General features: G+C 49.5%; 20 protein-coding genes. 4 read left to right on the top strand and 16 right to left on the bottom strand.

The genetic code is table 11. The features are described from left to right. Positions 1-17: 17 nt before the first annotated feature. From fabG to yceD, 6 genes are all read right to left on the bottom strand, one after another. The gene (gene fabG, locus AC6R0R_RS06425) at positions 18-752 is read right to left on the bottom strand and encodes a 3-oxoacyl-ACP reductase FabG (protein ID WP_500626164.1); all 735 of its coding nucleotides are present in this window, start codon (positions 750-752) and stop codon (positions 18-20) included. Between the two features lie 26 nt (positions 753-778). Then, positions 779-1,705, bottom strand: coding sequence for an ACP S-malonyltransferase (fabD, locus tag AC6R0R_RS06420; RefSeq protein WP_500626105.1), 927 nt, complete (start codon positions 1,703-1,705; stop codon positions 779-781). A 107-nt stretch (positions 1,706-1,812) separates the two neighbouring features. Beyond that, entirely contained in the window at positions 1,813-2,793 is a 981-nt protein-coding gene (locus tag AC6R0R_RS06415; protein ID WP_334552535.1) for a beta-ketoacyl-ACP synthase III, read from the bottom strand. Between the two features lie 5 nt (positions 2,794-2,798). Then, entirely contained in the window at positions 2,799-3,839 is a 1,041-nt protein-coding gene (gene plsX / locus AC6R0R_RS06410; protein WP_334552536.1) for a phosphate acyltransferase PlsX, read from the bottom strand. Positions 3,840-3,848: 9 nt separating this feature from the next. Then, on the bottom strand, positions 3,849-4,019 hold the full coding sequence (gene rpmF / locus AC6R0R_RS06405) for a 50S ribosomal protein L32 (RefSeq protein WP_014232495.1): 171 nt from the start codon (positions 4,017-4,019) through the stop codon (positions 3,849-3,851). Positions 4,020-4,067: 48 nt separating this feature from the next. Further along, the gene (yceD, locus tag AC6R0R_RS06400) at positions 4,068-4,592 is read right to left on the bottom strand and encodes a 23S rRNA accumulation protein YceD (RefSeq protein WP_334552537.1); all 525 of its coding nucleotides are present in this window, start codon (positions 4,590-4,592) and stop codon (positions 4,068-4,070) included. Positions 4,593-4,741: 149 nt separating this feature from the next. Between yceD and AC6R0R_RS06395 the strand changes: the two genes are divergently transcribed. Continuing rightward, the gene (locus tag AC6R0R_RS06395) at positions 4,742-5,323 is read left to right on the top strand and encodes a Maf family protein (protein ID WP_500626104.1); all 582 of its coding nucleotides are present in this window, start codon (positions 4,742-4,744) and stop codon (positions 5,321-5,323) included. A gap of 46 nt (positions 5,324-5,369) precedes the next feature. On the opposite strand, the gene rluC is transcribed toward AC6R0R_RS06395, so the two are convergent. Next, positions 5,370-6,311: a 23S rRNA pseudouridine(955/2504/2580) synthase RluC gene (gene rluC / locus AC6R0R_RS06390; RefSeq protein WP_500626103.1), complete on the bottom strand. Its 942-nt coding sequence runs from the start codon at positions 6,309-6,311 to the stop codon at positions 5,370-5,372. Positions 6,312-6,882: 571 nt separating this feature from the next. On the opposite strand from rluC, the gene rne reads away from it, so the two are divergent. Together rne and AC6R0R_RS06380 are read left to right on the top strand one after the other, a co-directional pair. After that, positions 6,883-9,900 (top strand): ribonuclease E, encoded by a 3,018-nt coding sequence (gene rne, locus AC6R0R_RS06385; protein WP_500626102.1) that lies wholly within the window; start codon positions 6,883-6,885, stop codon positions 9,898-9,900. Positions 9,901-10,156: 256 nt separating this feature from the next. Further along, a complete protein-coding gene (locus AC6R0R_RS06380; protein ID WP_500626101.1) occupies positions 10,157-11,716 on the top strand; it encodes a SulP family inorganic anion transporter in 1,560 nt (519 codons plus the stop codon). A 74-nt stretch (positions 11,717-11,790) separates the two neighbouring features. Here AC6R0R_RS06380 and rnd read toward each other — a convergent pair whose 3' ends face one another. The 8 genes from rnd to AC6R0R_RS06340 all read right to left on the bottom strand — a co-directional run bounded on the left by rnd (position 11,791) and on the right by AC6R0R_RS06340 (position 19,536). Next, on the bottom strand, positions 11,791-12,906 hold the full coding sequence (gene rnd, locus AC6R0R_RS06375) for a ribonuclease D (RefSeq protein ID WP_500626100.1): 1,116 nt from the start codon (positions 12,904-12,906) through the stop codon (positions 11,791-11,793). 110 nt (positions 12,907-13,016) lie between these two features. After that, the gene (fadD, locus tag AC6R0R_RS06370) at positions 13,017-14,708 is read right to left on the bottom strand and encodes a long-chain-fatty-acid--CoA ligase FadD (protein WP_334552543.1); all 1,692 of its coding nucleotides are present in this window, start codon (positions 14,706-14,708) and stop codon (positions 13,017-13,019) included. 108 nt (positions 14,709-14,816) lie between these two features. Continuing rightward, positions 14,817-15,674: an alpha/beta fold hydrolase gene (locus AC6R0R_RS06365; protein WP_500626099.1), complete on the bottom strand. Its 858-nt coding sequence runs from the start codon at positions 15,672-15,674 to the stop codon at positions 14,817-14,819. Further along, entirely contained in the window at positions 15,671-16,207 is a 537-nt protein-coding gene (locus AC6R0R_RS06360) for a Slp family lipoprotein (protein WP_500626098.1), read from the bottom strand. The genes AC6R0R_RS06365 and AC6R0R_RS06360 overlap by 4 nt, the downstream gene beginning before the upstream one ends. 32 nt (positions 16,208-16,239) lie before the next feature. Next, positions 16,240-16,542 (bottom strand): chromosome partitioning protein ParA, encoded by a 303-nt coding sequence (locus tag AC6R0R_RS06355; protein ID WP_500626097.1) that lies wholly within the window; start codon positions 16,540-16,542, stop codon positions 16,240-16,242. A gap of 38 nt (positions 16,543-16,580) precedes the next feature. Next, a complete protein-coding gene (tsaB, locus tag AC6R0R_RS06350; protein ID WP_500626096.1) occupies positions 16,581-17,282 on the bottom strand; it encodes a tRNA (adenosine(37)-N6)-threonylcarbamoyltransferase complex dimerization subunit type 1 TsaB in 702 nt (233 codons plus the stop codon). Positions 17,283-17,305: 23 nt separating this feature from the next. After that, on the bottom strand, positions 17,306-19,222 hold the full coding sequence (gene yoaA, locus AC6R0R_RS06345; protein ID WP_500626095.1) for a DNA repair helicase YoaA: 1,917 nt from the start codon (positions 19,220-19,222) through the stop codon (positions 17,306-17,308). Between the two features lie 113 nt (positions 19,223-19,335). Next, positions 19,336-19,536 (bottom strand): hypothetical protein, encoded by a 201-nt coding sequence (locus AC6R0R_RS06340; protein ID WP_334552549.1) that lies wholly within the window; start codon positions 19,534-19,536, stop codon positions 19,336-19,338. Positions 19,537-19,802: 266 nt separating this feature from the next. Between AC6R0R_RS06340 and purU the strand changes: the two genes are divergently transcribed. Continuing rightward, a complete protein-coding gene (purU, locus tag AC6R0R_RS06335) occupies positions 19,803-20,636 on the top strand; it encodes a formyltetrahydrofolate deformylase (RefSeq protein WP_487901103.1) in 834 nt (277 codons plus the stop codon). A 67-nt stretch (positions 20,637-20,703) separates the two neighbouring features. On the opposite strand, the gene AC6R0R_RS06330 is transcribed toward purU, so the two are convergent. Continuing rightward, on the bottom strand, positions 20,704-22,707 hold the full coding sequence (locus AC6R0R_RS06330; protein WP_487901242.1) for an FAD-dependent oxidoreductase: 2,004 nt from the start codon (positions 22,705-22,707) through the stop codon (positions 20,704-20,706). Positions 22,708-22,718: the final 11 nt, after the last annotated feature.

Below are 22,718 nucleotides of genomic sequence, written 5' to 3'. Positions count from 1 at the left end.
ACTTGCTAAAGCTCAATTTAAACCATGTACATCCCGCCATTTACGTGCAAAGTTTCGCCGGTGATGTATCCCGCTTCTGGGGACGCCAGAAATACCACTGCCGACGCAATCTCACGTGGGTCACCAAGACGACCCGCTGGGACGTTCGATAGTGTTGCCGCACGCTGATCGTCGTTCAATGCTTTGGTCATGTCTGTCTCAATAAAGCCAGGTGCCACGGTGTTCACTGTGATGCCGCGAGACGCAACTTCACGTGCCATTGATTTAGTAAAACCAATCACGCCCGCTTTCGCTGCCGCGTAGTTAGCCTGACCTGCGTTACCCATAGTGCCAACTACAGAACCAACGTTGATGATACGGCCATGACGCTTTTTCATCATGCCGCGCAATACCGCTTTTGACATACGGAAAATCGGCGTGAGGTTGGTATCGATGATGTCATTCCACTCATCATCTTTCATACGCATCAGCAAGTTGTCACGTGTGATACCTGCGTTATTCACTAGGATGTCAATCGCACCAAACTCGTCATTAATGGTTTTCAGGGTTGACTCGATGGAGTTCACGTCTGTGACGTTTAACGCGAGTCCTTTACCTTTGTCACCTAGGTATTCGCTGATCGCTGCCGCACCGCCTTCAGAGGTTGCAGTACCGATCACTGTCGCACCACGCTCAACCAATAGTTCAGCGATAGCACGGCCGATACCACGGCTAGCACCGGTAACCAGTGCGATTTTACCTTCAAGATTCATCATGTTTGTTGTTTCCTTTGAGTCGCTTATGACTTAGCTGCTTCGAGTGAAGCGACATCGTTAACGGCCGCGCCGCTAAGCGTTTTTACAATACGTTTCGTCAAGCCAGTCAATACTTTACCTGGACCAAATTCTAACAGTGATTCGACGCCTTGCTCGCTCATGAGCTGAACACTTTCCGTCCAACGCACCGGGCTGTAAAGCTGACGCACCAGTGCTTCTTTGATTTTCGCAGGATCGGTCTCTGCCACGACATCCACGTTGTTGATGACGGGTAAAGACGGCGTCTTGAACTCGATCTCTTCTAGTGCAACCGCCAGTTTATCCGCCGCAGGCTTCATCAGAGCGCAGTGAGAAGGCACAGAGACAGGTAAAGGCAACGCACGCTTTGCGCCCGCTTCTTTACATAAGGCGCCCGCACGTTCCACCGCCGCTTTACTGCCGGCGATAACAACTTGACCTGGCGAGTTAAAGTTAACAGGAGAGACAACCTCGCCTTGCGCTGCATCTTCACACGCTTGAGCAATCGCGGCATCGTCAAGACCGATAATTGCATACATAGCGCCCGTGCCCGCTGGTACCGCTTCTTGCATTAAGCGGCCGCGCAATTCAACCAGCTTGATCGCCTGCTGGAAATCAATCACACCTGCACACACAAGTGCAGAGTACTCACCTAAGCTGTGACCCGCTAGGTTGGCTGGCAGCTCTTGTCCTAGCTCTTGCCACACACGCCATACCGCAACCGAAGACGCTAGCAGCGCAGGCTGGGTGCGAAATGTCTGGTTAAGATCTTCCACTGGCCCATCTTGCACCAACGCCCAAAGATCGTAACCGAGTGCTTCTGAAGCCTCAGCAAACGTCGCTTTCACTACTGGGTATTGCTCGCCAAGTTCAGCCAACATGCCAACGGCTTGCGATCCTTGACCTGGAAATACGATAGCAAACTTGCTCATACTCTTTTCCTTAACTCAATTTCTTTTAAGACTTGATTCGGTTGCTCTTTCTGCTGTCAGAAAGAAAAGATGCCACTGCGGCATCTTCAATTTGAATTCTTGCGTGATTAAAACTTCACTAGGGCTGAACCCCATGTGAAGCCACCGCCAAAGGCTTCAAGCAGCAAGGTTTGCCCACGCTGAATACGCCCATCACGTACGGCTTCATCAAGTGCAGTCGGTACTGTCGCCGCAGAGGTGTTACCGTGCCTATCCAGTGTGACCACGACTTGATCCATCGACATCGCCAACTTCTTCGCGGTCGCAGAAATAATGCGAAGGTTCGCCTGATGTGGCACCAACCAATCCAGCTCGGTTTTATCCATGCCGTTTTGCTTGAGAGTTTCCGTCACGAGGCGAGACAACTGAGTCACCGCCACTTTGAAGACTTCATTCCCCGCCATGTGCAACCAGCTATTGATGTCATCACTGTGCTCAAAGTCACTGCTGATTTCTTCACGGCGATTAGGGTATTTCAAGCTCAGTAGATCGCCAAAGCGACCGTCGGCATTAATGGTGGTCGACAAAATACCCGGCTCATCACTCGCGCCTACGATAACCGCACCAGCGGCATCACCAAACAAGATCACGGTCGAGCGATCACTCGGGTCACAGGTTTTTGATAACGCATCAGCGCCGATCACCAAGATGTGTTTGCAATGACCGGTTTTGATGTACTGATCGGCCACCGACAGTGCGTAAACAAAGCCGGAACACGCCGCAGCCATGTCAAACGCTGGGCAGTGTTTAATGCCAAGCAAGGCTTGCACCTGACAGGCCGCTGATGGAAATGCATGTGAACCACTGGTGGTCGCAACAAGAATCATGTCGATGTCGTTCTTGTCAATGCCTGCCATCTCGATAGCATTTTTCGCCGCTTGGTAACCCATATCTGCGACGGTTTCATTTTCCGCAGCAATACGACGCTCTTTAATACCCGTGCGAGCAACAATCCACTCATCACTTGTATCTACCATTTTCTCTAAGTCTGCGTTTGAACGCACCTGAGATGGCAGGTAGCTGCCAGTACCTAAAATTTTGCTATACATGAAGACTAGTAATGCCTCTCTTGGGGTTGCTGATCGAACAGAACCGTTTCCAAACGATCACTAATACGGCTTGGTACTTGTCGTTTGACCTCGTGTAGTGCTTCACCAATGGCATTGATGACCGCGTCTACATCAGCACTTCCATGGCTTTTTATGACAATGCCGCGCAATCCTAGCAAACTTGCGCCGTTATACTGGTCGGGGTTCAGGGTTTTTAGCTCATTAAATAAGCCAGAAAATAATTTTCTTGCAATCCAACCCTTTATAGATGAGGCCATCATGTGTGATTTCAACTTATCGATAAAGAGTTGCGCTGTCCCTTCACAGGTTTTGAGGCAGATATTGCCCACAAAACCATCACAAACGACGACATCCGCGGCATCGCGTAACAATTGGTTGCCTTCAATATAGCCGACAAAATTGACCGACTGAGTCTGAGAAAGCATTTCAGCGCAGCGTTTAACAAGATCATTACCTTTGATCTCTTCAGCGCCGATATTGAGAATAGCGACTCGTGGCGGTTTACCCAAGTATTGTTCGACTAACGCACTGCCCATTACCGCAAATTGAAACAGCGAATCGGCGTCACTCGAGACATTGGCACCTAAATCCAACATCCAGGTTTTGCCGCCGGATGCCGTTGGCAACGCAGAAATTAACGCAGGACGTTCAATACCAGGTAAAAGCTTAAGCTTGAAGCGTGACAATGCCATTAACGCGCCGGTGTTGCCACCGCTGACACACGCATCCGCTTCAGCGTTGGATACCGCATCGATTGCCATCGCCATGGACGTATTCGCACTATTGCGCAGCGCTAGAGAAGGTTTTTCTGAGTTAGAAATGACTCGGTCACTGTGCACAACGCGTAACCGTGCGTTGGACTGAACACCAAGTTGGGAGAGTTGGGTTGTGATCATGTGCTGATCACCCAAGATGATCACTTTTAGCTCTGGGAAATGCGACAGTGCCTGCACGGCGGCAGGCACTGTAACGCGAGGACCGAAATCCCCGCCCATTGCATCAAGTGCAACGGTTATATTTTGCAAAGGTCAACCTTACTTGTTGATAACCTTCTTGCCGCGGTAGTAACCTTCAGCAGTCACGTTGTGACGTAGGTGAGTTTCACCTGAAGTTGCGTCAACAGAAAGTGCAGCTGTAGTTAGGGCATCGTGTGAACGACGCATACCACGCTTAGAACGTGTTTTACGGTTTTTTTGTACGGCCATTGACCCTACTCCTATGTTAGTTCTTAAAGTGTCTTGCTTACTAAAAAGTTAACGCTTTAAGCTTTTCAAAACATCGAATGGATTCGGCTTCTCTTCCACTACCTCTTCTGGAAGGTCACCAAACACCATGTTATCTGAATCAACGCTACAATCCGCTTCATCATGCATTGCTACTTGAGGCAAGTTGAGAATGAACTCGTCTTCAACTAACTGTATTAGGTCGACTTCACCGTACTCGTTCAGATCTACCAAATCGTACTCTTCCGGTGCGTCTTCTTCACTCTTCTCGCTATAGTATGGCGTGTAAGTGAATTCGACTTCGCACTCATGTGCGAAAACCTCATTACAGCGTTGACACTCTAAATCGACTTCGATGTTAGCTTTACCAGAGATAACAACAAGTCGCTGTTCATCCAACTCAAATGACAATGACACTTGAGCGTCGCGTTTAACGCCTTCGACCGATTCGCTTAAGCGCTTAAAAAGACTTTCTTGAATGATACCATCATAATCAAGACGCTTTTGAGCCGCTCTTGCGGGATCAACCGTTCGCGGTATTTTTACCTTTTGCATAGGGCGCGAATTCTATCTTCCAATTCATTTTGAGTCAAAGGAAAAGGAGAAAAAGTTGGACTTTTTTTCCTTTGCTCCACCAGAGCAATGATCTTAGCAAAAAGATCCTTTAAGCTCACCTAAATCAAACAAAACACTGATGATTTAAAATGCACTCTTACCCACTCGTCTTAGCGTCCACCTCTCCTTACCGTCAACTATTGTTGGAAAAACTCGGTCTCACGTTTAGCGCCATCGCACCAGACTGTGACGAAACACCACTGAGAAACGAATCGCCTCAAGCGTTAGTGGAACGTCTCGCAATGGGTAAAGCGCAAGGTTGTTCACTATCGCAGCCGAGCCTTGTCATCGGTAGCGATCAAGTGTGTGTGATTGACGGCGAAATTGTTGGTAAGCCCCATACACGCGAGTGCGCCATTGAACAATTGCGTCGGCAAAGCGGCCGTGCGATCTGTTTTTACACCGGCGTCGCCTTATTCAACAGTGCCACCCAAGCGCTACACACCCGCGTCGATACGTTTACCGTTCATTTTCGCACGCTCACCGAGCAGCAAATTGAACGCTATGTCGATAAAGAGCAGCCCTTTTATTGCGCAGGGAGTTTTAAAAGTGAAGGGTTAGGTATTGCGCTGTTTGAGCGCTTAGAAGGCAAGGACCCCAACACCTTGGTCGGATTACCCTTGATTGATTTGGTTGACATGCTTGAGCAAGAGGGCGTATCCGTCCTTTAGACTGACACGCACTCTTGTTACTCATCACACGCAGGAACCACCGGGGTTAGGACCTTAGCCCGGCTAACGCCTTTTCAAGCTTTGGCTCCATCGGCGCGCTGATCTCCATCCAATCTTGCGTCTGCGGATGGACAAATTGGATCGTCGCCGCATGTAAAAACAGGCGATCCAAACCGACTTGCCCGGTATAGGCATCAAACCGGCGATCTCCATATCGGTCATCCCATGCGATAGGATGACCTGCATATTGGGTGTGCACACGGATCTGGTGAGTGCGCCCTGTAATTGGACTGGCCTGAATTAAGGTAGCCTGTTCAAACTCTTCAATTATTTTAAAGCGCGTCTCAGACGCTTTGCCATTGGGGTTGACGCGCACAATGCTGTTTACTTCGTTTTTCAACAGTGGCGCATTGACCACTTTGCAACTGCGCTTCCATTTCCCCATCACGAGAGCAAAGTAACTCTTTTTGACGGTTTTCTCTCTAAATTGCGCTTGCAGGTGACGCAGTGCTGACCGTTTTTTAGCCACCAGTAAAATCCCAGATGTGTCGCGGTCGATACGGTGCACCAATTCCAAAAATCGAGCTTGGGGCCTCAATGCTCTCAACGCTTCAATCGCACCGAACTTCAAGCCACTGCCACCATGGACTGCGGTACCCGAGGGTTTATTGAGAATGAGTAAGTGATCATCTTCGAAAATGATCCTCTGCTCTAGCTCCGCCACCTTACTCAGCTTTGTGCTTGGGGCAATGTCTTCGGTTTTTTCTTCGACCGTCACCGGCGGAATTCGAACCAAGTCACCCGCTTGCAGTTTGTACTCAGCTTTGACCCGTTTTTTGTTCACTCGTACTTCGCCTTTGCGCAAAATGCGGTAAACCACACTTTTCGGCAGGCTTTTGAGTTGGTTGCGCAAAAAGTTATCAATGCGCTGACCAGCCATGTCGTCATCTATATCGACGAATTGGACTTTCGTTCTAATTTCGCTCATCGGGCTATTCTAACACTCTCATAACCGTGCTTGAAATCACATTTCCTCTGCAATTTAAACGCGGTTTTATCTCAAACAATGAGTCTCAGTTCTGCTACGGATACTTTTTAACCGTGGCATTTGCAAATCTGTATTAAAACCAAACTAATAACTTTAAATACAAGGTGTTATAAAAAACAAATTTTGATTTTTTAGCGTTTTATTATAAAGCAGATTGCTGTGTTTACTGGGTACTGCTATAGTTCACACCTGCAATAAATGATTTGGTTGCATTTTACACAAACCCAATCATCTTAGCGCAAGACGGTAAGTAGCCCGCTAATTTAGCAAAATGCAGCATACGGCGTAAGACATTTTCGACATTAGTAAAATTGTTGCCCTGCTTACTGCTCCATCACGTTTGAGTATCGACCGCTAATGATAGCGGCTTACACGCCAGCGCGTGTAAGACTGAAGTGCCCTGAGAGCATCCCTCCAGCCGGGAGGCTGCAACGACATAAGCCATGGGATCAGGCACCGTGATAGAGAAAAAAGGCAACAATATACAAAAGAATGACAACGAGATTTATCAATGAAAAGAATGTTAATTAACGCAACTCAAAAAGAAGAGTTGCGTGTTGCACTGGTTGATGGCCAGCGACTGTATGATCTAGATATCGAAAGTCCAGGACATGAATCAAAAAAAGCAAATATCTACAAAGGACGTATCACCCGCATCGAACCTAGTCTAGAAGCAGCCTTCGTTGACTACGGTGCAGAAAGACACGGTTTCCTCCCTCTCAAAGAAATTGCCCGCGAATACTTCCCTAACGGTTACACCTATCAAGGTCGTCCAAGCATTAAAGAAGTGCTAAAGGAAGGCCAAGAAGTGATCGTGCAGGTAGAGAAAGAAGAGCGTGGTAGTAAAGGCGCAGCCTTAACCACCTTTATCTCTCTTGCGGGTAGTTATCTTGTATTAATGCCAAACAACCCACGCGCGGGTGGTATTTCTCGACGCATTGAAGGCGACGAGCGTACTGAACTCAAAGCGGCATTGAGCACGCTTGAGCTTCCGCAAGGTATGGGACTGATTGTTCGCACCGCTGGTGTGGGCAAAAGTGCTGAAGAGTTGAAGTGGGACTTGAACGTTCTGCTTAACCATTGGGGTGCGATCAAACAAGCCTCTGATGCGAATCCAGCACCGTTCTTGATTCACCAAGAAAGTAACGTGATTGTCCGAGCGATTCGTGACTATTTGCGCCGCGATATTGGTGAAATCCTGATCGACAGCAACACCATTTACGAACGTGCACTTGAGCACATCCGTTTGGTGCGTCCTGACTTTGTCAATCGTGTGAAAAAGTACGATGGTGAAGTGCCACTGTTTAGCCACTACCAAATTGAAAGCCAGATCGAATCTGCCTTCCAACGCGAAGTGCGCCTGCCTTCAGGCGGTTCTATCGTTATTGACCCAACGGAAGCGTTGACGTCTATCGATATCAACTCGGCACGCGCGACCAAAGGTGGCGACATTGAAGAGACAGCGCTCAACACTAACCTAGAAGCGGCAGATGAGATCGCACGCCAATTGCGTTTACGTGATTTGGGTGGTCTAGTCGTCATCGACTTCATTGATATGACACCGGTGCGTCACCAACGTGAAGTTGAAAACCGTCTTCGTGATGCGGTTCGTATGGACAGAGCGCGCGTGCAAATTGGTCGTATCTCTCGCTTTGGCTTGCTAGAAATGTCTCGCCAACGCCTAAGCCCATCGCTTGCAGAAGCGAGCCACCATATTTGTCCTCGCTGTAGCGGTACAGGCGTGGTGCGTGATAACGAATCACTTGCCCTGTCAGTATTGCGCTTGATTGAAGAAGAAGCACTAAAAGATAACACTGCTCAAGTGTTGGCTGTGGTTCCTGTACCTATCGCTTCTTACTTGTTGAATGAAAAACGTCGCTCGGTGAACCACATCGAACGCATTCAAGAAGTTAAAATTACTGTGGTACCGAACTCTGACATGGAAACCCCTCACTTCGATGTGATTCGTGTACGTGAAGGTGAAGAGTTTGATCTGCTCTCTTATTTGCTACCACAAAAATTGGAAGCGATGAAGGAAGCAGAAGGCCGTGATGTTGCAGAAACAGAAGTAAAACCGAAGAAAATCGAAGAGCCTGCTCTTAAAGGATTTGCCTCGGCAACACCATCTGCACCAACGCCACCACCTGCTGCGCCAAAAGCGGTAGAGAAACCGGTTGAAGAGACTCCGGCTCAACCTGGCGTCGTCGCTCGCCTGTTTAAAGCGCTGGCCGGCTTCTTGTTTGGTTCTAATAGCCAAGCAGAGAAGAAAGAAGAAAAACCAGTCGAAAGCGAGCAGAAAGACAACGCGCGCAACAACAATCGCAACCGTCGTGGTCGCAATGACAATCGCCGTCGTAACAACAATCGTGATGAAAAACGCGATAACCGTGGCGACCGCCGTCGTAATGGCAACCGTGATGACAAGCGTCGCAATAACAACCGCGATGAAGTGGAGGCGACAGAAAACAACGCGACCACTGAGCGTAAGAGCCAGAACCGCAAGCCAAAGCAAGATCGCCGCAATACCAAGCGCGATGATGCCACAAAAGGCAATGCGAAAGTCGCGGAAGAAGGATTGAAGCTTGCCGCTGATGCCCAGCAAACTGAGCCTACCAAAGCGCGTGAAGAGAAAACTGAAAAAGTGAAAGAGCGTCGCCAGCGCCGCAAACTCACCAAACAGGTTCGCGTGAAAGATCAACAAGCTCAGGCCCAAGCCGATGCCAATGCTCAAGAAGCAAAAGCTGAGGCGGTTGTTGAGTCCGTCGAACAGACGAACGACACAGCGAATGAACAAGCTGAACAGCCTAAGCAGCGCCGCAACCGCCGCTCACCGCGTCACTTACGTGCAAGTGGTCAGCGTCGTCGTCGTGGACGTGATCGTCGCCCTAACCCGTTCCGCTTACGTAAAGGCGGTGTCGCGTCACCAGAAATGGCGATGGGTAAAGTGATGCCAAGCTACGGCATTACTAAACCTACTGCGAAGCCTAAAGTGGAAAAAGAGACCACAGAGGTAACAGTGACCCTTGGTGGATTTGCCTGCCCAGAAATGGCAATGGGTAAAGTGATCATTCGTCGCGAGCAACCTGTCCAGGCTCAAGCTGAGACCGTGCCTTCACCAGTGGAAGCCGAAGTGGTGAACGTCACTCCTGAGGCACCTAAAGCGGTCAAAGCCGAAACGGTAGAGGCTCCTGCGCCCGTTGCAGACAAGGTGGTTGAAGAGACCGTCGCGACGGAATCAGCGCCAGCAACACCAGCGGACGTCTCTGAGCCAGTGACCCCAGCTGTTGAACCTGTAGTTGAACAGGCAGAAGTCAAACCAGAACCTAAAGTGGTTAAGCCAGCGACGGCTTCTCCTCTGAAAGGGTTTGCTTCTGCGCCGATGGCTAAAGCCCCTGGCAGCGATGAAATGAAAGAGATTTCAGTGGTCGCCGCGCCTCTTCGTCAAGAGCGCTATCAGCCTAAAGGAGCCGGCAGTCAAGTCGCGCGCAACCAGGCAAGCGCAGCGATGGCAAAGCCACAAGGTTACTAATACAACCTTAATCCCTCAGTAAAACAGCCCCTTTTTGGGGCTGTTTTTTCTCTGATACACCCTCACTGTGTCACACGCCACATGCTACACTCTAGTCATTATTGAACTTAATCACACTTTTAGGTAGCATTCGCGGTCTCGAACTGAATTAACGTTTTAGCAACCCTTTCGATACCCATATCAAAAGTATCATCGCATTTTGCGCACTATGACGTCATTCAGACTAGGCCTAACTCATGAGCAGAACAAAATAAGTATGTTTGAATTTCCTCAATTTTCTAAGCACTCGGTGAAAAACGATGTGCTCTCTGGCCTAACGGTCGCCCTGGCTTTAGTCCCAGAAGCCGTCGCTTTCGCGTTTGTCGCCGGCGTTGACCCTATGGTTGGCCTTTACGCCGCCTTTATTGTTGGTTTAATTACGTCCATTTTTGGCGGTCGTCCAGGTATGATTTCAGGCGCGACGGGTGCCATGGCCGTGGTTATGGTTTCACTGGTTGCCAGTCATGGCGTACAGTATTTATTCGCTGCTATCATGCTTGCCGGCATCTTACAAGTCGCCGCGGGTATCTTTAAGCTGGGTAAATTTATTCGCATTGTACCTCACCCTGTGATGATCGGATTTGTGAATGGATTGGCGATCGTCATCTTCCTCGCTCAGTTAGGTCAATTTAAAGCCCCGGATATCAACGGTATGCTAACTTGGCTACCACAAGGTCAAATGATGCTGATGTTGGGCTTAGTTGCACTGACCATGGCCATCATCCATTTCTTGCCTAAAATCACTACAGCAGTGCCCTCTTCGCTCGTGGCTATCGTGACCGTCACCGCTTTGGTGGTGGGTTTAGACCTCGAAACACGTACCGTGGTTGACTTTCTTCGTACCATGTCTGGTGATGATGCTGCGACACTGGCGGGCTCACTGCCCACCTTCTCCATTCCTATGGTGCCGTTTACCCTTGAGACTCTGCAAATCATCCTGCCCTACGCCATCATTTTAGCAGCGATTGGCCTAATCGAATCGCTATTAACCCTGACGGTACTCGATGAAATGACCAATACTCGCGGTCAATCTAACCGTGAATGTATCGGCCAAGGTATGGCGAACATGACTTGCTCGGTCTTTGGCGCGATGGGTGGTTGTGCCATGATTGGTCAATCGATGATTAACGTCAATTCGGGTGGTCGTGGGCGCCTTTCCGGTATTGTTGCCGCAGTTGCCTTGCTGATGTTTATTTTATTTGCATCGGCTCTGATTGAGATGATTCCGCTGGCGGCTCTGGTTGGCGTCATGTTTATGGTTGTGATCGGTACCTTTGAATGGGCGACCTTCAAACTAGCACGCCGCGTACCAAAACAAGATTTCTTCGTGATTGTTCTCGTCACTGTGGTCACGGTATTGACTGACCTTGCCGTCGCCGTTGCGGTCGGTGTGATCGCGTCGGCCTTGATGTTTGCTTGGCAGCACGCCAAACACATTTATGCTGATACGCGCATCAATGACGAGGGGTCAAAAGAGTACAAGATTCATGGTCCGGTGTTTTTTGGCTCTACCGCCAACTTCCTCGAGTTGTTTAACGCACCAGATGATCCAAGTGATGTGATCGTCGATTTTGCCGACTCTCGCGTCACCGACCACTCAGCGATTGAGGCCATTGAAACCTTGGCGGATCGCTACGCGACCGTCGGTAAGACATTGCACCTGCGCCACCTCAGCCCAGACTGCCGTAAGCTGCTACATAAAGCCGGTAGCTTAGTGGAAATCAATGTCAAAGAAGACCCAAGCTACAAGGTGGCCACCGACGTCTTAGCAGGCTAACGGTCCGCTTTTTGTCGATAGCATTCAAACAGTAAGGGCTTCCACTTGGAAGCCCTTTTTATTAACCGCGATGATTACAGCAGTTGATTCAACTTGTCGCCCACTAACGACTTACGCCATCCTTGCATAACGTCCGGTAAGGCCGCAGGATCTCGGTCTTTTTTCCACACCCAAGTGATGATCTGATTGAGCTGTTTTTTTGAGGCAATGAATTCAGTCGCCAGACCTGAGCTTTGTCCAGCGTGCTTAACTTCATCCTTTAGACGTTTAAACACCTGCTTGTAGCCTGGTAAATCCATCAAACGTTCAATTTTCTCTGGGTACTCGTCGACTGGCGTCATTTGGGCTTCTTTCACCAACGAAATGAGTCGCGTAGCATGACGTTGCACGGATCTTGGGTCCATGCCTTCTTGCTCCATACGCTGCTTGTTTTGCAAACCCAGTCTCGCGACGTTGAGCAAATCATTTTCTTTAAACACAAAGTTTAACGCTAAGTCACGACGCAGCGCTTCTTTATAACGCCAAGTGGCCAGAGGCTTCAATATGGCCAGCTCTTTAGGTTTCAGTTGCCATGCGCCCTTGATGTCTAAATAAGCGTTAGCTGGATCGATACTTTTGATTCGCTTTGCGGCCAGCATTTCGCTCTCCTGCTGCGCTGCGTCCCACCAGCCTGCTTGAGTCACTGCATCAAGCAGTTTTTCATACAGTGGCAAGAGGTAGAACACGTCTGCCGCCGCGTAGTCGAGTTGCTTATCTGAGAGTGGACGAGCTAACCAATCGGTGCGTGATTCACTTTTATCGAGCTCTACACCTAAGTAGTGATCAACCAGGGCAGCAAAGCCGGTTGACAGGCCATAGCCGAGAAACGCCGCCATCACTTGCGTGTCTACCATGGGAAACGGCAAGCAATCGAAGCTATTGTTAAACACTTCTAAATCTTCACCACAGGCGTGGAGCACTTTCAGCACCGAGCTGTCTTTGAGCAGAGCCACAAACTCACTCATGTCATCAATCACGGTTGGATCGATTAATGAGAGCTGCTCGCCATCGAACAGTTGTATCAGCCCTAGCTGCGGGTAGAAGGTGCGCGTTCTGACAAACTCGGTATCGAGCATCACTACATCCACCTGGCGTGCTTGCTGGCAGATAGCGTTTAGTTGTTGGGTATCGGTAATGATTTGGTAATTCACAAAGGTCTCGCTACGCCTATAGAGTGGCGTTCTAGTTGCGGCACATAAAAAATGCCGACCATGGTTATGTCGGCATTCTAACATCAAAGCTTACGATCTGCTTAGCGAGTTTAGCTGTCGTGCTTGGCCAGATTCGCTTCGTTTTCCTCTCGCAGAACGCGACGTAAAATCTTACCAACGTTGGTTTTAGGTAAGTCTTCTCTGAACTCAACCAATTTTGGCACTTTATAGCCGGTCAGATGCTTACGACAGTGAGCAATCACTTCCTCTTTGGTGAGGCTTGGATCTCGCTTGACAACGTACACTTTGACCACTTCACCAGAGACATCGTGAGATTGACCGATTGCCGCCACTTCCAGCACCTTGCCATGCAGAGCAACCACATCTTCAATCTCATTCGGGTAGACGTTGAAACCGGAGACCAGAATCATGTCTTTTTTACGATCGACAATGTAAATCATGCCGTGCTCATCGAATTTGACGATGTCACCCGTTGATAACCAACCTTCGCTGTTGATCACCTCTTTAGTCGCTTCCGGACGCTGCCAGTAACCTTGCATCACTTGAGGGCCGCGTACTTGCAGCTCTCCAACCTCGGTGGTTGGTAATACCTGTCCGGCATCATCCACAATACGCACTTCCGTTGAAGGAACAGGCAATCCAATCGCACCTGTGTAGTCTTTCAAATCGTAAGGGTTTCCCGTTACTAGCGGCGAGCATTCAGTCAGACCATAGCCTTCAAGTAAGTGAATGCCCGTTGTCTTCTTCCATTGGTCGGCAACCGCGCGCTGCACCGCCATGCCACCACCAACGGCGAGCTTAAGCTTGCTGAAATCAAGTTCGTGGAAATCTTCATTGCTCACCAAGGCATTGAACAAGGTGTTCACCCCAGTGATCGCGGTGAAAGGGTGCTTTTGCAACTCTTTGACAAAACCTGGAATGTCTCTTGGGTTGGTGATCAACAGGTTCTGGCACCCCAGTTCAACAAACAGCAAACAGTTCACCGTCAGAGCGAATACGTGATACAGCGGCAGCGCTGTTACCACTAATTCACGCCCTTCTGTCAAGACAGGGCCGTAAGCACCTTTCGCCTGCAAAACGTTAGCAATCATATTGCGGTGGGTTAGGATTGCGCCTTTCGCCACCCCTGTAGTCCCGCCTGTATATTGCAAGAATGCAATGTCATCTCCCGACATAAACGGCTTCACGTACTGTAGACGACGGCCTTTGTGGAGGGCTTTGCGCATCGAGATCGCCCCAGGTAAGTCATATTTTGGCACCATGCCTTTGACGTACTTCACGACAAAATCGACCAAGGTACCTTTCGCTCGAGGCAGCATTTGCCCAAGGCTCGTCAACACCACGTGCTTAACAGGCGTGTTCTCCACCACTTGCTCAAGCGTACTGGCAAAGTTGGAGACAATCACAATCGCTTTGGCACCAGAGTCATTGAGCTGATGCTCCAACTCACGTGGCGTGTAAAGCGGGTTAACGTTGACGGCGATCAGCCCAGCTCGCAATACACCAAACAGGGCGACCGGATATTGCAGCAAGTTTGGCATCATCAACGCGACGCGATCACCCTTTTGCAACTTAAGATCGTTTTGTAGATAGGCGGCAAACGCTCGGCTGCGTTCCTCCAATTTACGGAAGGTCATCACCGACCCCATATTCACAAAAGCAGGTTGATCCGCGTATTTTTGTACGGACTGCTCAAACATCTCAACCAGAGATGGATACTGGTCCGGGTTAATGTGCTCAGGTACATCGCTTGGATAGCGTGACAACCAAGGTTTATCCACGTTAATACTCCTCGAAAAAACAGCGTGCGCGCGCCGATATCGTTATGTTGTTATTGGCCTATTACAGCACAGGCGCAGCGCCCGCGCACGGAAGACTCAAACACTTGTTTAAATTTTGTTAACTAAGCCAAAAATTAGGTCAGATACTCTAGAAGGATGCTCTAAATGGCAGTGATGTCCGCCCGAGATAGTGACAAACTCGCGCACCGGATTTGCCTCTGACGTCATAGGCTTCAAATGAGAAAAGCCTTGCTCTCCCAGCACAATGATCTGAGGGCAGACTATCGCATCGCGGATCGCTTGAGCATGCTGATGAGACATCCGGTAGAGGGAATCACTTTGCAAAGCGGTGTCATGGCGCCAAGCCCAGCCCTGTTCGGTTTGCTTAATTCCACGCAGCACAATCGGTGCAATTTGTGCCTCCGTCAGCGAGTTGACCGAGGCACGCCGGGCTATCGCCTCGTCCGCTGAGCTCATCAAACGCACAGGTTTACGACGAATACGTTGGCGGCTCAGTACCCCTTGACGCAATCTTGTGACCGCACACTCCGGCGTCTCCGCAAGCGGCCCATCGCCTTCAATCTGGACTAATCCAGCCACCTGTTCTGGAAACGCGGCACTATAGCAACTTGCGATCAAAGCACCAAGCGAATGTCCAACCAATACGGTTCTGTTTGGCGATAACTTAGCCAAAACTTGGTAAACATCGTCGATATAGTCATGAAACGAATAGAAATGAGGAGAGGCTTTATGAAATGAGTGCCCATGTCCAGGCAAGTCTACGGCGCACAAGTGGGCCTGAGGTAACTGATGCGCTAGTGCTATCATTACAGTAGTGAAACTGGCGGCGTTGTCTAACCAACCGTGCAAAAAAACGACCGAGACATCGGCCGTTTGTTTATCTCCTAGCTCAAGGGTGGCGACCTTGCCGCCGTCAATCTGGTAGTGGCAATGTTCAAACGTCATTTGACTTCCTGAATCACGCGCCCTTCTCTTGGTCGGTACCCCACATCACGACAGTAGTAGCCTCGGCAAGGGAACATATAGCTGCCAAAGTCATCCACAATCACGCGCTCTTCGATACGCCACAAGTGAAGGGTCGCTTGTTTCATCACAGGAAACTGATGTAAGTAATCACCTACTTTACCCTCTTCGACACCCGCAGATTGCCCCAGCGTCGTGATCAAGCGTCCTTGAGCTAAGCTAACAGGGTCCACAAAACCGGGCACATAGGCGACGTAGCGACCGTTGGGCTCTTGCGTGATGTCAGGCTTGCCACTACTTGAGATAGGCAGATTGACTATTTCTATCCGCGTTTGTGAATCCAGATTCTTCACGTCGGCAATCACGCCGCCAAGGCGCACAGGGTGAGATTGTGAGGCATCCCACTGTGCGTAATCTGTCACGAGCGCAGGGTCGTCATTCACTAGCTGTGTGGGCAGTGTGCTGCATGCCGTCATGAGAAACGTAGTCGCAAAAAGGAGTAGTGCTGATTTCATCGGAGACTCTTTATCGGAAAAAGGAAAGTGTGCTAGATATAGAGATCGACACCAAGCATCTGCGAGAGTTCATCTCGCTTCACCTGATGCATCACAGTCATATACTCTTCCATCGCTTTACGGCTCTTGCCTTCTGGAAGATCATATTGAACCTTCGCCCGTTCGACGTCAGATTCTGTGATGGGGCGAATAGTATTCGCAACGGCGTTTGCCACCTTGGTCGGCTGCGAAACCTCGTTACCCTTGCTTTGCTTGTTTACCCCCTGTTTTTTATTAGCTTTGTTCGCGCGATTCGGTCCGGGGACCGAAGGGGGTAAACCGTTTATAGACACCATACTATTCACTCATTCCGCTGTACGCTCACTGGGCAATATTATTCACGCCCAGGAAGCTTTTTCCATGCAACCGTATCGCGAAGATAAACAGGGCTGGCCTCTTCTGCACTGACACTGCGTCCCTCTCGCCACGCTTGTTCGGCCAAGATCACCATATCCTGCGCGTCTGGGAAGAGCAGATCACCCGCTTTCAGCGTTAATGGGAGTTCCGCCAGCGGCGCTTGATAGGTTTGCCACCCCGTCCCTGCCGTATGCCAGCACTGCGCATCAGAAGGCGTGCGTTGAACGAGCTCATCGGGAGCAATCACGCACTCTTCATCCACATTGGCCCAACTGCCATCTTCTTGACGCTGAAAACGTCCCCAATACACTTCACTCATACGAGCATCAATGGCGCACGCAACTTGCTCCGCTTGGTGGAGACGGTAGCTACCTTGAGCCATCGCGGCGAGTGTCGACACACCAATCATGGGCAGATCCGCACCAAACGCTAAACCTTGGGCAATACCAATGCCAATACGTACGCCAGTAAAACTACCCGGGCCTTGACCAAAGGCTAACGCGTCTAAATCTTGTAGCGTAAGCCCGGCTTCTTTTAGCACTTCATCGACCATAGGAAGAATCTTCTTGGTGTGATCACGCGGGGCGACTTCACTGCGAACAAACACTTTGTCGAAGGCTAATAGGGCCACAGAGCAGTTCTCTGTAGCGGTATCTAGGGCAAGAATTTTTGCGCTCATGAGGTTCTCTAAATCTAATTTCATTAATCTTTATTGGGCTGGAGGAACTGCTTTATCGCTTCAATATCCCGTGTACGAGGAATTGGAGGTAAACTGGCTAAGAACACGCCACCGTAATCACGTGTTACTAATCGATTATCACAAATGATTAGCGCTCCCTTGTCCGTTTTATCACGAATCAATCGCCCTACGCCCTGCTTTAAGGTAATCACCGCATCAGGAATTTGTACCTGTGCAAACGGGTCTCCCCCTTTTAACTGACAATCCTCAATACGTGCTTTAAGCAATGGGTCATCGGGCGCGGTAAACGGCAGTTTGTCGATAATAACACAGCTCAGCGCGTCGCCTCTAACATCTATCCCTTCCCAAAAGGCCCCTGTCGCCACCAGCAGTGCATTACCCAACTCCATAAACTCCGCCAAGGTCTTTTGCTTACTGGTCTCACCTTGCATAAGAACCGGGACATTCAGTACCGCGCGAAACCGCTCAGTCAACTCTCGCATCATCGAATGGGAGGTACACAAGAAAAAGCAGCGACCTTGGTTTTGTTCAATGACAGGCGCGAGTAAAGCAACCAGTTTGTCTGGTAAACCCGCCGAATTTGGCTCAGGAAGATAACGGGGCACGCAAAGTCTCGCCTGCTGTTGGTAATCAAATGGGCTAGGTAGCGACATCTGCTGAGTGGGCTGTATACCCAAACGCGACGTGAAGTGAGCAAAATCTTGATTGACCGCTAACGTTGCAGAGGTAAATACCCACGCACCAGGTTTGAGCGTCATTTGTTCATGGAACTTATCCGCCACACTCAAGGGCGTAATGTGCAAACTGAAATGACGAGGCGTCGTGTCATACCAGTAGGAGTAGCCCGTGATTGAGATATCACACACGCGCTCCAAGCGCGCTTTGATGGTACTCGCTCGCTCAAAAGCGCTATCTAGCAACTGGCTGCGGCCAAGGGCTAATTTCAACACTTCAACGGTAAAATCAAGGCTCTCTTCAAGACGGTTTAACTCTCGAGCGATCGACGGTGATTTGATCGCTTCGCGCCAATTGCCACGAAACCCAGGTTCACCCAGAGTAATGCGCAGATCCATCGCACATTGACCCAGTTTTTCCGCTACCTTCTGCAGTTGACGCATGTCTTTTGCTTCGGTGCGATAGGCGATCTCTATATCCTTGCACAGCTCCTGTATTTGGCGGCTGGATAATGACTGACCAAAATACTGGCTAGCAATATCCGGCAGTTGGTGTGCCTCGTCAAAAATAAACACGTCCGATTCTGGGATCAGTTCACCAAACCCCGTCTCTTTAATGGCTAAATCGGCCAAAAAGAGGTGATGATTGACGACAACCACATCCGCTTCCATCGCTTTTTTACGCGCTTTGAGTACAAAACAGTCTTGGTAGCTAGGGCACTCTTTTCCCAAGCAGTTATCGTTGGTGGACGTAATGGTCGGAATCACAGGGCTGTCTTCCGCAATCGCATCACAATCGCCCAAGTCTCCGGTTTTTGTCTCTGAAGACCAGCTGCGCACTTTGACCAACTGACTGAGTAAGGTCGGATCCGAACTTTGATGGTGACTCTCGAGCATTTGTCGGCTTAGACGATCTAGACAGAGATAGTTTGCACGACCTTTCAGCAAGGCCACTTGTCCGTAAAACCCGAGCGCTTCGACCATCAGTGGTAGATCGCGGTGGTAGAGCTGCTCTTGTAAGTTCTTTGAGCCAGTACTGATTACGGTTTTCTTGCCGCTTTGCAGCGCGGGCACCAAGTAGGCGAACGTTTTTCCGGTTCCCGTTCCCGCTTCAACCACGAGCTGCGAACCATCTTGAATCGCTTGATGCACCGCCTCTGCCATATCTAACTGTGCTTGGCGAGGCTGAAAGCCTGGGATGGCCTTGCCCAAGGCGCCATCTTGAGTGAAGGTTTTTGCAATCATTCGACAATACGATAAGAGGGGTTACTGGAGATTATGTCAGTTTTTTAAAAAGGGCGCGAATGTGTTTCGCGCCCTAAGTTGGTAGATAAGCAAGTAGAGAGGTGACGAGTGGATTAGCGTTTGTTGAGGTAACGCGCTAACCACGCAGGACCGGAAAATCCAGTGTGCTGATCAAGCATGGCTCTGGCCGCTTCGCTTGGCGACGCTTTGCTTTCCCACATTTCTCCTAAAATTTGTTCATCAATTTCATGATCACCGAGCAGCGCATGAACACGCTCAGAATACAGTTTGCGGGCGAGGAGTTCTTTATCCATACATACCACCTTAAACAACTCTTTGAGAGTAGAATGAGTCAACCTTGAGCTTATTCGTATTGCCCGAACAGTGCGCCCTCATTTCACTGGCCTGCGACCTTCATTGACGATACAGAGAAGCAGATAATCAATTAACTCAGATTAATTGTTGAAACCAATCTGATATTAGTTTAATTGTAGCTTCAATATTGCGTGTGGCTTCACCGTTCGAAGCGGCGCAAAAATTTTACTTTTAAAAAAAAATAATTCTCGGAAGTATCGACTTAATGGAAAAGAAAACACTACTGACGCACTGTACAGACGCTGCGGGCCTGATTTCTAAAATCACTAACATCTGTTATAAGCATCAACTCAACATCATTCACAACAACGAATTTGTCGACAATACCAGCGGCCACTTCTTCATGCGTACCGAATTGGAAGGCTACTTTAATGATCAAACCTTGTTGGCCGATCTAGACCAAGCGCTACCTGCCGGTACGAAACGTAAATTGATTGGCTCTGAGCGCAAACGCATTGTCATTTTGGTCACCAAAGAAGCGCACTGCTTGGGTGATATTCTGATGAAAAATTACGATGGTAGCCTAGATGTTGAGATTGCGGCCGTGGTCGGTAACTACGACAACCTGCAAAGCCTGACAGAAAAGTTTGATATTCCTTATCACTGCGTCTCTCACGAAGGGTTAAACCGTGAAGAGCATGAGCAGAAAATGCTGGAAGTGATTGAGCAGTATGAACCGCACTACTTAGTGCTCGCGAAATACATGCGCGTTCTTACTCCCTCTTTTGTCGAAAAGTACAATCACAAGATCATCAATATTCACCACAGCTTCTTGCCAGCGTTTATTGGCGCGAAACCTTATCAGCAAGCGTATGAGCGTGGTGTCAAAATCATCGGAGCAACGGCGCATTTTGTCACCAACGACCTCGATGAAGGCCCGATCATTAAGCAGGACGTGATTCCAGTTGATCATAACTTCAACGCCCAAGATATGGCGCAAGCAGGTCGCGATGTGGAGAAAAACGTTCTCAGCAAAGCGCTAACCAAAGTCCTTAATGACCATGTGTTTGTCTACGGAAACAAGACGGTCATTTTGTAACGCTTTCTCAGTAGGAATAAAAAACGCCAGATGGAGCGACTCCATCTGGCGTTTTCTATTGAACACATTAGAGCTTAATCGCCAGCTCGACCCCTTGTTTAATTGCGCGCACCGCATCCAACTCACCGGCATAATCCGCACCGCCAATCACATGCAGTTTGTCGCCAAACTTCTCCCACTCATTCTCAAACGGACGAACGGATTCTTGGCCCGCGCAGATGATCACTTTGTCGGCCTCGAGTAACTGCTTTTGTTCATCAATCGCAATGTGCAGGCCTTGGTCGTCAATCTTCTCGTAACTCACCCCACCGAGCAGGTGAACCCCACGTTTTTCCAGTGTGCGCTTATGAATCCAACCTGTGGTTTTTCCCGGACCTTTGCCGACACGCCCTTTACGACGTTGCAATACCCACACGGTTTTATCGCTGAGCGAATCTGGGTAAGGGAACAAGCCGCCCGGATGTGAAATCGCTTTGTCGATACCCCACTCATGCAGCCAATCGTCAAGATTGTGTCCTTGAGGCTCGGTGAGCATGGTGGCAACGTCGACGCCAATGCCGCCGGCTCCCACAATCGCCACCTTGTCACCAACGTAGGTTTTTTCGCGAATTAGAGTTTGGTAATCCACCACTTTCTCTTGGTTATCAATCCCCTCAATAGTCACTTTACGAGGTTCAACACCACTGGCCATGACCACTTCATCGTACTCCGCCAATAGATCGAAATTCGCTTCTGTCTCTAAATGGAGTTTGACGCCCGTTTCATCAATGCGGTTAGCAAAATAGCGGATGGTTTCACGAAACTCTTCCTTACCCGGGATCTGCATGGCAAGACGGAACTGACCACCGATACGGTCACTGCGTTCAAACAAATCCACTTGATGGCCTCGCTCGGCCAAAGTCGTGGCACACGCCAGGCCAGCAGGACCTGCGCCCACCACGGCAATGTTTTTCGCCTTCTGCACCGGCGAGACAATCCACTCTTCCTCACGACAGGCGAGCGGGTTGACTAAGCAGCTTGCACGTTTACCTTTGAAGACATTGTCCAGACAGGCTTGGTTACAACCGATGCAGGTGTTGATGAGCTTCGCCTTGTCCTGCTCGGCTTTGGCGACGAAATATGGGTCTGCTAAGAATGGACGCGCCATCGAGACCATATCCGCATGGCCGCTCTCTAAGATTCGCTCCGCTTCATCGGGCATATTGATTCGGTTACACGTCACAATCGGCACATTGACATGCGGTTTCACTTTCTCGGTCACCCACGTAAACGCGCCTCGCGGGACTTGCGTCGCAATGGTTGGAATCCGCGCTTCATGCCAGCCGATGCCGGTATTGATGATGGTGACCCCAGCCGCTTCTAGCGCTTTGGCAAGCATCACCACTTCATCAAATGTGCTGCCCTCTTCCACCAGATCCAGCATCGATAGACGGAAAATGATAATGAATTCTTCGCCAACCGCTTTTCGAATGGCTTTGACGATCTCTAGGGGAAAACGCATACGATTTTCGTAACTACCGCCCCAATCGTCGTAGCGCATATTGGTTCGTTTACAGATGAACTGGTTAATGAGATAACCTTCCGACCCCATCACTTCCACGCCATCATATCCTGCCAACTGAGCTAACTGCGCACTGTTTGCAAACGCGTCGATGGTTTTCTTGATTTGACGAGTACTCATCTCACTCGGTGCAAAACGCGCAATGGGCGCTTTGATGGAAGAAGCACTTTGGGAGAAGGGGTGCATTGCATAGCGACCTGCGTGCAACAGTTGCAACGCAATCTTGCTGCCATGTTGGTGGACCGCTTCAGTCACGACCTTGTGTGCTTGTGCATGTTTCGGCTTACTGAATTCAGCCGAAAATGGATGAAGACGACCGCGTAAATTGGGCGAAAAGCCACCCGTCACAATTAAACCGACACCGCCTTTGGCACGTTCAGCGTAGAAAGCGGCAAGTTTTCCAAGGCCTTCTTTCTGTTCTTCAAGGCCGGTGTGCATAGAGCCCATCAAGACACGGTTTCGAATCTGAGTAAAGCCGAGATCTAAGGGCTTAAGTAGGTTTGGGTACATGGCAGACATCA

This window comes from Vibrio sp. R12-SW3-ISO1 (assembly GCF_059834005.1).
The sequence above is the reverse complement of the archived record's forward strand: the minus strand, read 5'-3'. Positions and strand labels throughout refer to the sequence as shown.